The organism is Gemmatimonadaceae bacterium, assembly GCA_037721215.1.
Lineage (GTDB): Bacteria > Gemmatimonadota > Gemmatimonadetes > Gemmatimonadales > Gemmatimonadaceae > UBA4720.
The window spans coordinates 1-12,480 of the sequence record JBBJNV010000033.1 but is presented as its reverse complement, the minus strand read 5'-3'; the positions used below and the strand labels follow the sequence as shown (position 1 = coordinate 12,480).

The following is a 12,480-nucleotide window of genomic DNA, read 5'->3' as shown; positions in this document are numbered from 1 at the left end:
AGCATCGCGGGTGGAGGCATGTATATTCCCGCGACCCCACAAGGAGACCGGAAATGACGAGGTTGTTCATCGCCACCGCGATTGCGCTGGCCGCATGCACGGCGTCTGACGCGCCTGAAGCAGTTGATACTGGAATGGCCGTCCGCGCAGATACGGGAGCTGTCGCCACGCCGATGACGGACGACCCGGACCGCGATGCTGTCGGCGGAGCCGGTGTGCCAGCCGGATACACGGCTCGCACCGACAAGCCTGACGCCGCGATCACCGGCGCGAAATATGTCGCGAGTGGTGGGAGTATGTTCGAGGTCACTACCGGGCCGGCTCATATTCTCTATGCTGCGAAGGACGTGGGTGCGGGCAGCTACACCGCGATGACGACGGTCGAACTACTCGAGAAACCGGCGCATCCCGAGGCGTTCGGACTGTTCATTGGTGGCCGCGATCTCGACAAGCCCACGCAGGCTTACACTTATTTCATCGTCCGCGGGACCGGCGAAATGCTGGTCAAGGTTCGCGAGGGCGAGAAGACCCGCGATGTGGTCAAGTGGACGGCCAATTCCGACATCCCCAAGGTCGATGGCGGCGGCAAGGCCAGTTACGCGCTGGCGGCGCAGGTTACGAATGACGCGGTCAAGTTCATCGTGAACGGCAAGCAGGTAGGGTCGGTCAGCAAAGCCGGGCTTCCAACCGAAGGCATAGCAGGGCTTCGAATCAACCACAACCTGCACCTCAAACTGTCACCGGTCTCCGTCAAGAATCCGTGATCAGGAAAGGCGCGGCGGCGATAATGCTTGCCGCGCTTCTTTTTGCCGGATTCAGCTCGATCGGTCCGCTTCCACCACTCGGACCCCTGTTGGATCCGGCCAACGGAGTCTGGTCCACCGCGGCATCCGCGGTACTGGCCCCCGTGGACAACGCCCGGTTACCGGGGCTCTCGGCAAGAGTGGAGGTTGTCTTCGACGACCGGGGTGTCCCCCACATCTTTGCGGCAACTGAAGATGACGCCTACCGGGCACTTGGATTCGTCGTTGCCCGCGATCGGCTATTTCAGATGGAAGCGCAAACAAGAGCGGCATCCGGCAGGCTGACCGAGTGGGCCGGGCCGCGGGCACTCGAGCTCGACCGGCGAAGTCGCGCATTGGGACTGGTGTGGGGCGCAGAAAGAAAGTATGCCGCTTACGTCCGGTCGTCACCCGGCTTTCGTGCCATCGGCGCCTACGCTGACGGAGTCAACGCGTGGATAACGCAAATGCGTCCGCGAGACCTGCCGGTGGAATACAGGCTCCTCAATACAAGGCCGATAGCATGGGAGCCCATACATTCGCTCTTCTTTTTCTCTCGCATGGCGCTGACTCTCGGATTCAACGATGCAAGCTTCCGGCGACTTCATGCAGAGAGCCTCGTCGGTAAAGCAGCCGCGGATGCACTTTTTCCGGTCAACAGTCCCATTCAATTACCGATTCAGCCGAATGGACTCCGCACTGCGCGGTTCGATACTTCTCCCATCCCGCAGCCTGGAAAGGGAAACCCGGCGGCCCGGGTAGTACTGAACGCCAGGGAAACGCTCGCCCAGGAACTCGGTGTTCGCCATCGCAGCGAGTCCGGCGACGCAATTGGAAGCAATAGCTGGGCGGTGTCGCCGCGCCGCACTGCCAGCGGACACGCCCTCCTTGCCGGGGATCCTCATCTCGACCTTTCGCTGCCGTCAGTCTGGTACGAAATGCACATCTCGGTACCGGGAAAACTCGACGTTGCAGGGGCTGGCTTCCCAGGTGTTCCAGGAGTGGTAATCGGCTTCAACCGCGATGTCGCGTGGACGTTCACTAATACGGGTTCGGACGTCGACGATTACTACGCTGAAACGGTCGACGATACGACGCACCCGTCCCGGTACATGGTGGACGGCAAATGGCGGGATATCGAGCGCCGGCTTGAATCGTACCGCGGCACCGACGGAGCAGTTCTCAGGATAGATACTCTGTATTTCACCCACCGCGGGCCGATGACACGGAGGCTTGGCGAATGGTTATCCATGCGATGGACTGCATACGACAACTCGCGCGAAACTGACGTGTTCATGCGGCTCGGTCATGCCCGTAACGCGCAGGAATGGCTCACCGCCATGGAGGACTACGTTGCGCCGACTCAAAACGGGCTGGTGGCCGACAGATCCGGATCCATCGCCATACGGTCGTCGGGCAGGTATCCTGCGCGGCCGGGTGATGGGCGCGGCGATGTAATCCGGAGCGGGTCGTCATCGGCGAACGACTGGACCGGATCGATCCCACTTTCGGCGTATCCGTACTCGATCAACCCCGCTCAGGGTTACCTGGCATCCGCAAATCAGCAACCCGTCGACCCTTTGCTGAACCAGCATTACATGGGTTCCAACTGGTACTCGCCGTGGCGCGCGATGCGCATCACTCAGCTCCTCCAGGAAGACTCCTCGCTCACTCCCGACAAGATGCGCCGCTACCAGACCGACCCCGGCAGCGCGCGCGCGGATGTGTTTGTACCCGCGTTTCTCGCCGCCGCCGCCGCGCGCGCTGACCGCGGAGGCCGCGGCAATGCACAAATACGCGAAGCCGCATCACTCCTTGCGGAGTGGAACCGACGTTACGAGAAAACCAACCGCCGCGCGGTGTTGTTCGAGGCCGCGATGGATGAACTTTCCAGGCGTACGTGGGACGAGCTAATCGGAGATACCACCGCCGGAGAATCAGCCCGAAAGCGCAGCTTGCCCGAGTCACAGATTCTCGCGGTACTTCTGCAAAGTCCGCGAAGTGTATGGTGGGACGACCGGCGCACCCCAGCAGTGGAGGATCGCGACGCAGTACTCACCGCAAGCCTCGGCGCCGCCCTTGTGACTGTGACCCGCTCACATGGAACCTCTGACTCGGACGGCTGGCTCTGGTCAAAGATCAGAACGGCGAACATCAATCACCTGTTGCAGATTCCTGCGTTCTCGAAGCTGGGTATTCCCGTGCAGGGCGGTCCGTCAACGCTGAGTCCGTCGGGCGGAGATGGTACTCAGGGCGCGAGCTGGCGAATGGTGGTCGAGCTCGGACCTGAGGTTCGCGCGTGGTCGACCTATCCCGGTGGACAGTCCGGCGCCCCCTCGAGCCCCCGCTATGTCGACCGCCTAACGAAATGGAGCACCGGCCAGCTCGATCGCGTGCTGTTTCCGAAAACCGCTGCTGACATTGACAGAGCGCGAGTCGCATCGCGCCTTACGCTCGTTCCCAGGTAAGATGCGCGTGTTCGTGAAATTCCTGCTGCTGTCCGAAGCGTTCGCTGTAATGACTTTCGGCGCCGGATGGTGGGCTGTTCCAGTCGTCGCCGCGCTGTGGGGCATGTTTGGTTCTCCGGTCGCCACTCGCGGGAGATTTGCTGCGGCCTGCGCCGCATTCGGATGGGGATCGCTGCTGATCCTTCACGCCACGCGCGGCTCTGTCAGTTCTGTCGCATCGCAGGTGAGTGGAGTGATGAGTGTGCCGCCCGCGGCGCTCTATGGGCTGACGATACTGTTTCCCGCTCTCCTCGCGTGGAGCGCCGCGACTTTATCGCCGGTGTTAAGGCGCCGCTGAACTGCCGATCTGCGTCAGCATCGAGTCTTTCGACCGATCCGCGAGCATCTTCGTGGTGAACCGCTGGCCCTCGGAGATACGCTCCACCTCGATCGCAATCGCATCGACGGATTGTGTGATCTGCTGAAGCTGGTTACGGATATCGCCCGGAACGGTCTGATGAACCGGGGCACCTCCCTCGATTCTTTTCCCAAGCGCACGCATGATCGGATAGCCGACGATGATGACCGCGACAGTAATGAAAAATGCGATGGATATGTCCACGACCTGCGGCGGCATGACGTTGTCCCAGTTCTGCGGAGCCTGCATCCCGGGTATGCCCACAGGCGGGATCGGGGGGACGGGAGGGCGCGGCACGCCGCCTTCCTGCTGTGCATCGCGGGCCGCTTCCTGAGCGATCCTGATCGTCTCCTTGATCTGTTCTTTCATCTGCTCGCGGGTGACGTTATCCGCGCGTGCCTGCATAATTCTGGACATGGATACATCCCCAATCGTGAGTGATCGCAACCCGTCCGATTCACGGAACTCAATGTATGAGCCGAGGCATGCAGTCGCCACTGAACGAATGGCGGATGCGGCTTACGGCGCCATGCTGGGAATAGCAACCTGGCTACTTCTCCTTACGATGGGAGTTCCGTACGTGTTTCGAATAGCCGAATATGACGGCATCGGGCCGTTTGCAGTTCTCGGCGCAATTGCCGCAATCACGCGACTGAAGAGACTGCTCTGGATTCCGGTTGCGGCAATGTCCGTTGTGCTGCTGGTCATCGTATACACCAGTGTCATCGAAGGCCCGGTAAGGTCGCTGGTGAGACGCGATGCACCAGTTGCGACCGCCGATGCAATCGTCGTTCTCTCAGCCGGGATCAACGACGACGGATTACTCGGCGCTCAGGCTGTGGATCGGCTGGTGAAAGGCATGGAGCTGGTCCAGGCAGGTATCGCACCGACGCTGGTAACGACTCGGGAGCGAAACGTATTTCGTGGCAACGTCATTACGTCCGAGGCCGATCAGAAGCGACTGCTCGCGATTGGGGGCGTGACGAACGCCCTCGTTACGCCCGTCATCAACAACACCCGGGAAGAAGCGGTGGCCGTGGCGCGCATGGCGCGTGAACGAGGCTGGAGGAGGATTGTCCTCGTAACATCCCCTGCACACTCGAGACGCGCCTGCGCCACATTTGAGAAGGCCGGTGTGACCGTCAGCTGTTCTCCAAGCGACTCGCGCGACGTTGCGTTTCTTGTCCTCGGAAATGGTGAGGACAGGGTTACGGCGTTCAGGTTGTGGCTGTACGAAACGGCGGGGACAATCCGGTATCGCGCGTCAGGGTGGCTCTGACGGCACGAAACTGCACGCGCTGACCGATCGTAGTGAAACCCTCTATCACGAATGGTCCATGTCATCAGTCACGACAGTAGTGCAATCGCTCGGTGTGGCTTACGCTGCCGGAATAAATCTTCCGGCGACAGTGGCGGTACTTGGTGTAGCCGATCGTGCCGGGTGGATCAGCCCGCTCCCCGGCGCGCTGCACGCAGTGAGCAACATCTGGGTCATCGGGTTGGCGGTCACGCTGTACGTCATCGAGTTCATGGTGACGCTGGTGCCCGGTGTTGCAAGCCTCTGGGAGACCGCGCAGAGTTTTATACGCCCGCCCGCTGCAGCGTTCCTTGCAGCCGCAACTGCGTACCAGCTGGAATCACCATACACAGTGATTGCGGCCCTGCTCGGCGGTGGCCTGGCACTGACAACCCACGGAACGAAGTTGGGGTTGCGCTATGCCGTCGATACCTCGCCCGAGCCGGTGACGAATGCCGCCGCAAATGTTGCGGAGTTCGCGACGGTTTCGACCATTGCGCTTTTTGTATGGAATCATCCTTACCTGACACTGTCGACTGCGATTCTCCTGCTCGTACTGTTGATTCTGCTGGTGCGGCGGATCATAAAAACCGTGCGGAGGCTGTTCAGGGGAGAAGTGGCAGGAAGCGTGACGACTTAGCGGATGCAGCGGCAGCGAGCCAGATTTATTCCTCGCTGAGACCGCCACGGCCGGTGGCGCGGATCGGCGAGTCATGAATCCGGGGTCGCCGAGTGGAAGAAAAGCAGAAAATCTGGAAAGTCATTGCCGCGTCGTCGGCTGGCACGATGATCGAATGGTACGACTTCTACATCTTCGGCAGTCTCGCCGCTATCATCTCCACACAGTTTTATCCCGAAGGCAACGCCACCGTCAATTTTCTGAAGACGCTGGCGACCTTTGCCGTGGGATTTGCGGTTCGTCCTTTTGGCGCGCTGGTATTCGGGCGCGTTGGCGATCTGATCGGTCGCAAGTTTGCTTTTCTCATCACGCTGCTCATCATGGGCGGATCTACAGCCGCTATCGGACTGCTGCCCGGGTACGCTCAAATCGGCATTGCCGCCCCGATTCTACTGGTGATACTGCGCCTGCTGCAGGGCCTCGCTCTGGGTGGTGAATACGGCGGAGCCGCGGTCTATGTTGCCGAGCACGCCCCGGATGGCAAGAGAGGTTTTTACACGAGTTTCATCCAGACAACCGCGACTCTCGGCCTGTTTGTGTCGCTGGTCGTCATCCTGGTCGTCAGGGCGGCGGTCGGCGAGGAGGCGTTCAAGGTATGGGGCTGGCGAATCCCGTTTCTTCTTTCAATCCTGCTTGTGGGCATGTCGTATTACATCCGGGTGAGACTGCAGGAGTCGCCGCTTTTCGCCCGACTCAAGGCAGCGGGAGGAACCTCGACCGCGCCTATTCGGGACAGCTTCGGGACCTGGAGCAAATGGAAGGTGTTCTTGCTCGTCCTTTTCGGCGCTACCGCGGGTCAGGCCGTGGTCTGGTACACTGGCCAGTTCTACGCATTGTTCTTTTTACAGACGGTGCTGAAGGTGCCGTTGACGACCGCATACATCATAGTCGCGGTGGCGCTGCTGCTCGGCGCACCTCTGTTCATCGTGTTTGGAGGACTTTCGGACAGGATTGGCCGGAAGAAGATCATGATGGCCGGCAATCTCCTCGCCGCTGTTTCCTACTATCCGATTTATCAGGCGATGAAAGCGTTTTCGGAGCCGGTCAATCCGGTCGCGCTGACTGCGCTTGTTTTCATTCAGGTGATTTTCGTCACCATGGTTTATGGTCCAATCGCGGCATTCCTGGTCGAGGCGTTTCCCGCGAAGATTCGATATACGTCGATGTCGTTGCCCTATCATTTCGGCAACGGGTGGTTTGGCGGCTTCCTGCCGCTCATTTCGACCGCTCTCGTGGCGCGTACGGGGAACATCTACGCGGGTCTGATCTACCCGATCGTGGTAGCGCTGCTGACGTTCGTCATCGGATCACTTTTCCTGCGTGAAAGTCATACCGCTCGTATCTGGGACGAAGTTGGCGGCCAGGACGGGACCGGAGAATATATAAGGGATCCCATATGATTGGGATTACCGTTTCGTCATGTGTGGCGTGACCGTAGCTGACACGCCCCTAAGCACTGCGACCGGCATCACCTGATGCGCGTGGCGTTTCTGGGGTTGGGCGCAATCGGATGGCCGATTGCGGTGCACCTGGCGAAGCCGCCGTTTGAGCTCACGGTATGGAACCGCACCATGGAGAAGGCGCGGAAGTTTGCCGGTGAGCATTCTGCAAGTCTGGCCCCCAGCCCCGCTGCGGCCGCGAGCAACGCCGACGTAATCATCACATGTCTGCCGTCGTCGGAGGAAGTCCGCAATCTGCTCGACGGTGCCGACGGTCTCGAATCCGGGCTCCGCGCCGGATCGCTTCTCGTGGACTGCACGTCGGGCGATCCACGCACGTCGATGGAGATTGCCGCGCGGCTGGCGGGGCGCGGCGTGGACTTCATCGATGCGCCGGTGAGCGGCGGAGTAAAAGGCGCGGAAGCAGGCACGCTGATGATCATGTGCGGAGGGGAAGCAGCATTGATCGATCGAGCCAGGCCCGTCCTCGATGCTTTCAGCAAGCGGATAGTGCGCTGCGGAAGCACTGGTGCCGGCGACGCGGTCAAGGCGATGAACCAGGCGCTGCTCGCAATTCACATATGGTCGGCGGGCGAGTGCCTCACGGCGCTCGCGAAGTACGGAGTCGATGCGAGCACTGCGCTCGAGGTAATCAACGGCTCGAGCGGACGGTCAAATGCGTCCGAGAAACTGTTTCCGGAACGTGTCGTTACCCGGGCATTCCCGCGAACCTTCAAGATTGCGCTCCTGGACAAGGATGTTGCAATTGCAGCCGACGTCGCGTCGCGTGCGGGAGTGCCCGCTCCTTTCATCGAGCTTGCGTCGCGACTGTTCGCCGAGGCCCATGCAAGTCTGGGGGAAGAAGCAGATCACGTCGAAGCGGTGCGAATCATCGAGCAAAGGGCCGGAGTTCGCGTCTGCTGACCGATTTCGTGGTCTTGCCTTCAGCCGTCTTCAATAACATGACCGCTGCGCGCATATTTGTCCCTCGATGCCAGATCGACCCGCAGAACAAACGACAATTCTTACCGCTCACGCCGTAGAACGGACACTGACGCGGATGGGCAATGAGATAGTCGAGTTGAATGAGGGCATTGACGGCCTGGTCATCGTGGGGATTCAGCGCCGCGGTGTTCAGCTGGCCCGCAGGCTCGTAACGATCATCGAGGCAAGCGCGAAGGGGTCGGTGCAGCAGGGATCGCTCGACATAACACTGTATCGCGACGATCTTCAGACTATCGGCCCCCGCCCGGTTGTCGGGGCCACTGATCTGCCATGGGGCGTTGATGGCAGGAACGTTGTCATCGTCGATGATGTCCTCTACACGGGCCGCACGGTTCGCGCTGCGCTCGATGAGATCGCCGACTTCGGGCGACCCGCGCGAATCGCTCTCGCGGTGCTCATCGACCGCGGTGGCCGGGAACTGCCTATTCAGCCGGACGTAGTGGGGAAGCGCATCACCGTGAGCCGCGGTGACCGGGTTGACGTGCTGGTTGAAGACCTGGATGGAAGGTCGGCAGTGGTACTCGCGACGCAGCGCGGCCGATCCGAGCGGTGACAAGTGCACTGGGAAAGGATCTGCTCGGACTCGAATTCCTCTCGAGCGAACAGATCCGCCTGATTCTGGATACTGCGGAGCCATTCAAGGAAATCAGTGAGCGGGCGATCAAGAAAGTGCCCGCGCTTCGTGGCTCGACGATCGTAAATCTGTTTTTCGAAAGTTCGACTCGCACCCGGATATCGTTCGAGTTCGCGGAGAAACGGCTGTCGGCTGATACTGTGAACGTTGCGGCTTCGGGATCGAGCGTGCAGAAAGGCGAGACGCTCGTCGATACGGCTCGCAATCTGGAGGCAATGCGCATCGACATGGTGGTGATCCGGCACGGGGCCTCTGGTGCCGCGCAATTTCTTGCCGACCGAATCGAGTCCAACGTCATCAATGCAGGCGATGGCACTCATGAGCATCCTACGCAGGGGCTACTCGATATGCTCACCCTTCGCGACCATTTCGGTGATCTGGCTGGAAAGAAGATCTGCATTTGCGGGGACGTGCTCCATTCCAGGGTCGCCCGATCCAATATCTGGGGATTGCAGAAGCTCGGCGCTGAAGTTGCGGTGTGCGGCCCGAGGTCGTTGTTGCCAAACGCGATCGAAAAGTTCGGAGTGACGGTGTTCGAGCGCATCGAGGACGCAATCGGATGGGCGGACGCGCTGAACATCCTCCGTCTCCAGCTCGAACGCATGACTGCGGGCTACGTCCCGTCGAGTCGCGAGTACAACAGAGTATTTGGTGTGACGCGCGAGCGGCTCGAACGTGCCCCGCGCGACGTGCTAATACTGCATCCGGGCCCGATGAACCGGGGCGTGGAAATAGACTCGGATGTTGCCGATGGACCGCAGAGCGTCATTCTGAACCAGGTTACCAACGGAGTGGCAATCCGCATGGCTGTGCTGTATCTGCTTGCCGGTGGCAAGCCAGAGCTTGCGGAAGCGGCGAAGGGAGGCGGGAGATGAAGGAGGCAGCCAGGCCCCTGTTGCTGCGCGGAGGACGTGTCCTCGACCCGGCGCAAAGCGTCGATGAAATAACCGACCTGTTGATCATTGATGGCAGGATCGAGAGCATGGGCCGGATCAGCGGAGATCCGGATGGTGCAGAAATAGTTGACTGTGCGGGGTGTATTGTCTCCCCTGGATTCATCGACGTGCATTGCCATCTGCGTGAGCCGGGCAGAGAAGACGTCGAGACCATCGCCAGCGGCGCCCGCGCGGCAGCAGCGGGCGGATTCACCGCTGTCTGCGCGATGCCGAACACCGATCCGGTTACCGACAATCAGGCCGCGGTCGGCTTCATCATCCGGCAGGCCCAGCGTGCCGGTGCGGCTCGCGTCCATGTGATCGGCGCGATTTCAGTGGGCCAGCGAGGCGAAACACTCGCCGAATTCGGCGAAATGATTGCGGCTGGCGCGGTGGCGATGAGCGATGACGGGCGTCCGGTCGTTTCTGCGCAACTCATGCGGACAGCGCTGGAGTACGCTCGTACCTTCGGCGTTCCTGTAATCGATCACTGCGAAGAGCCCACACTTGCGAACGGCGGATCGATGAACGAGGGAATGGTATCCGCACGACTCGGCCTCAAGGGCATTCCTGCCGAAGCGGAGGAGATCATGGTGATTCGCGACATCCTTCTTGCCAGGCGTACGGGGGGCCACGTTCACCTCGCCCACATGAGCACACATGGTTCGGTGGAACTCATTCGCTGGGGAAAGGATCGCGGAATCAACGTCACGGCCGAGGTCTGCCCGCATCATATCTCGCTGACCGAAGACCGGATTTTGTCCTACGATACCAATGCCAAGATGAATCCGCCACTTCGCACCGCCAGGGATGTCGAGGCGCTCCGGGAAGCCGTAAAGGATGGCACGATCGACATGATCGCCACTGATCACGCGCCGCACCATTACGACGAAAAGGAGCGGGAGTTCGCGAACGCCCCCAATGGCATTGTCGGTCTCGAGACTGCGCTGGCCGTGTCGGTTACGAATCTTGTCGACACGGGCCACATAGATTTCGCGACGCTGGTGGACAGGATGTCCTGTGCGCCGGCCCGGCTGTTCGGGCTCCCCGGCGGGTCTCTTGCGAGAGGAGTGCCGGCCGACGTCACGGTATTCGATCCCGGAATGAATTGGCGGGTAGAAGCTTCTGAGTTCGTGACGAAGGGCCGGAATACGCCTTTTGGAGGGGTGAATCTCTCCGGGCGCGCGGTATGCACTATCGTCGGTGGATCGATCGTTCACAGGTTGGCGGACAATGCCGGCGCGGCGGGGCTTAGTCGTGTCGCAGGGAGAGAGAGGCCAGAATGAACAAGGCAAAGACGAATGCGCTCGATGCGCTCCGCGCCCTGATCGCGGAACGCCAGCAGTATGAGCAGTGGATATCGGTCCTCGAGGCAAAACGCGACGGCACGCCGGCGCACGTGTTCGAGAAAGTCAATGCGGACTATGAGACTCGCATGGAGCGGGTGTCCGGGGAAATCGGCGGCCATGCCGAAGAGCTGCAACTGAACATCACTACGCTGTCCTCGCGCCTCATCGAGGTGGCGCGCGATGAGGACACCCGAAAGGACGCGCTTCAGGAAGCCGAATTGCGCGCGGCGGTGGGCGAGTACGACCCCGCTCGCTGGGAGGAAATCCGCGTCGAGTCGCAACGAGATCTCGATCGGATCGCGGTGGACCGCGAGCGTCTCGACAACGAGCTTGCCGAGCTCAGGAGTATCCAGACGCTGAGTGCGGTTGGCCCGCGTAGCGGATTGCGTAGCACGCCGCAGCGTACACCCTCGGTGGATGCCGAGGCCTTGCCCGAGAGCGACTCGGGGCCATCGCGCAGTGAGTCGGCCGTAGCCGCCTCGCCCGCGCGGGTCGAGGCGGATGACGCTGCTTCGCGACCCGGCGCCATTGGTTCGCGGGCCGGTGCTATTGGCTTGCAACCCGACGACGCTTCGTTGCGGCCGGACAGTGGCTCTCCACGGTCCGATGACGGTGTTTCTTCGCGAGCGGACGCCGGTGATTCCAGTCGCGATACCGTGGCCACGCGCGGCGGCGGCTCGCCAGCGTCGTCAGAGGGCGATCCGGCGGACCGGGACGCATTGCCCAGTCAGGGCCCCGGTAGTTCGGCTGAGCCCGCCGCTGCGACGTCAAATTCGATTGCTACGGGTTCGGCGACTATACCCGCGTCCGTTCCCGAAACGGAGGCACCTTCACGCCAGAGATCCATGCGAACGCCACTCGGCGGAACGAGCGGGGGAAAGTCCGGGAAACAGTCCGACACCAAAGGGGAGCAGTCGAAGACGCTCAAGTGCCACGAATGTGGAACCCTCAATCACCCTACCGAGTGGTATTGTGAGCGCTGCGGAGGCGAGTTGGCGACAATGTGAAACGAAAGGAGCGCCCCGCGAGGGCGCTCCATTTGTCCGCAAGCCTGCAGTCGTCTACTTCGCGGCTTTCTTCGCCATCCGGCTCTTGTGACGGGCGGCGGTATTCCTGTGGATCAGGCCCTTGCGGGCAGCGCGATCGAGCAGCGTAACTGCAGCGACTTGGATATCAGCGCCGGCGTCCGTGACATGCGCTTTCTTCAGTGCGGTGCGAAGGGCGGAACGTTGAGCGCGGTTTCGCACCATCGCTGCACGGGACTTTCGCATGTTCTTCTTCGCGGACGCAATATTCGGCACTGACAATCTCTCTGTTTGATTCGCGGCGAACGAGAATCGTACGCCAGTTGTACAGCCTTGAATGATATTCTCGGCGCGGTGAATGTCAACTACAGCGGGCGTCGGGGTAGTGGGTCATTTTGACGTCTTAGCGGTAAGAACGCTCGCGCCCGAATGGGAAAGGCGAGGCAACTCCCGCGGTGCGCTGACGGCGA

At 61.0% G+C, this 12,480-nt stretch carries 13 protein-coding genes and 1 pseudogene; 12 read left to right on the top strand and 2 right to left on the bottom strand.

Annotated features, from left to right (window positions below; genetic code table 11):
* The first annotated feature begins 53 nt into the window (after window positions 1–53).
* The 3 genes from WKF55_15325 to WKF55_15315 are packed head-to-tail and all read left to right on the top strand — an operon-like array spanning window position 54 to window position 3,587.
* Entirely contained in the window at window positions 54–764 is a 711-nt protein-coding gene (locus WKF55_15325; protein MEJ7760950.1) for a hypothetical protein, read from the top strand.
* On the top strand, window positions 761–3,250 hold the full coding sequence (locus WKF55_15320) for a penicillin acylase family protein (protein ID MEJ7760949.1): 2,490 nt from the start codon (window positions 761–763) through the stop codon (window positions 3,248–3,250). The genes WKF55_15325 and WKF55_15320 overlap by 4 nt, the downstream gene beginning before the upstream one ends.
* A gap of 7 nt (window positions 3,251–3,257) precedes the next feature.
* Window positions 3,258–3,587, top strand: coding sequence for a hypothetical protein (locus WKF55_15315; GenBank protein MEJ7760948.1), 330 nt, complete (start codon window positions 3,258–3,260; stop codon window positions 3,585–3,587).
* Here WKF55_15315 and WKF55_15310 read toward each other — a convergent pair.
* Complete coding sequence (locus tag WKF55_15310; GenBank protein ID MEJ7760947.1) at window positions 3,573–4,064, bottom strand: hypothetical protein; 492 nt, start codon at window positions 4,062–4,064, stop codon at window positions 3,573–3,575. The two genes, WKF55_15315 and WKF55_15310, sit on opposite strands and share 15 nt — an antisense overlap.
* Window positions 4,065–4,116: 52 nt before the next feature.
* Here WKF55_15310 and WKF55_15305 point away from each other — a divergent pair, with 52 nt between their 5' ends.
* From WKF55_15305 to WKF55_15265, 9 genes and pseudogenes are all read left to right on the top strand, one after another.
* Window positions 4,117–4,926, top strand: coding sequence for a YdcF family protein (locus tag WKF55_15305; GenBank protein ID MEJ7760946.1), 810 nt, complete (start codon window positions 4,117–4,119; stop codon window positions 4,924–4,926).
* Between the two features lie 58 nt (window positions 4,927–4,984).
* Entirely contained in the window at window positions 4,985–5,584 is a 600-nt protein-coding gene (locus tag WKF55_15300; GenBank protein MEJ7760945.1) for a DUF4126 domain-containing protein, read from the top strand.
* Between the two features lie 92 nt (window positions 5,585–5,676).
* Window positions 5,677–7,023 (top strand): MFS transporter, encoded by a 1,347-nt coding sequence (locus WKF55_15295; GenBank protein ID MEJ7760944.1) that lies wholly within the window; start codon window positions 5,677–5,679, stop codon window positions 7,021–7,023.
* Window positions 7,024–7,089: 66 nt separating this feature from the next.
* A pseudogene (locus WKF55_15290) lies at window positions 7,090–7,569 on the top strand (NAD(P)-dependent oxidoreductase).
* Between the two features lie 3 nt (window positions 7,570–7,572).
* The gene (locus WKF55_15285; GenBank protein ID MEJ7760943.1) at window positions 7,573–7,986 is read left to right on the top strand and encodes an NAD-binding protein; all 414 of its coding nucleotides are present in this window, start codon (window positions 7,573–7,575) and stop codon (window positions 7,984–7,986) included.
* A 67-nt stretch (window positions 7,987–8,053) separates the two neighbouring features.
* The gene (gene pyrR, locus WKF55_15280; protein MEJ7760942.1) at window positions 8,054–8,620 is read left to right on the top strand and encodes a bifunctional pyr operon transcriptional regulator/uracil phosphoribosyltransferase PyrR; all 567 of its coding nucleotides are present in this window, start codon (window positions 8,054–8,056) and stop codon (window positions 8,618–8,620) included.
* A complete protein-coding gene (locus WKF55_15275) occupies window positions 8,617–9,576 on the top strand; it encodes an aspartate carbamoyltransferase catalytic subunit (protein ID MEJ7760941.1) in 960 nt (319 codons plus the stop codon). The genes pyrR and WKF55_15275 overlap by 4 nt, the downstream gene beginning before the upstream one ends.
* Window positions 9,573–10,922, top strand: coding sequence for a dihydroorotase (locus tag WKF55_15270; GenBank protein ID MEJ7760940.1), 1,350 nt, complete (start codon window positions 9,573–9,575; stop codon window positions 10,920–10,922). The genes WKF55_15275 and WKF55_15270 overlap by 4 nt, the downstream gene beginning before the upstream one ends.
* A complete protein-coding gene (locus tag WKF55_15265) occupies window positions 10,919–11,992 on the top strand; it encodes a hypothetical protein (GenBank protein ID MEJ7760939.1) in 1,074 nt (357 codons plus the stop codon). The genes WKF55_15270 and WKF55_15265 overlap by 4 nt, the downstream gene beginning before the upstream one ends.
* 54 nt (window positions 11,993–12,046) lie before the next feature.
* Here WKF55_15265 and rpsT read toward each other — a convergent pair whose 3' ends face one another.
* Window positions 12,047–12,286 carry a 30S ribosomal protein S20 gene (gene rpsT, locus WKF55_15260; GenBank protein MEJ7760938.1) on the bottom strand — a complete coding sequence of 80 codons (240 nt, stop codon included), beginning with the start codon at window positions 12,284–12,286 and terminating at the stop codon, window positions 12,047–12,049.
* Window positions 12,287–12,480: the final 194 nt, after the last annotated feature.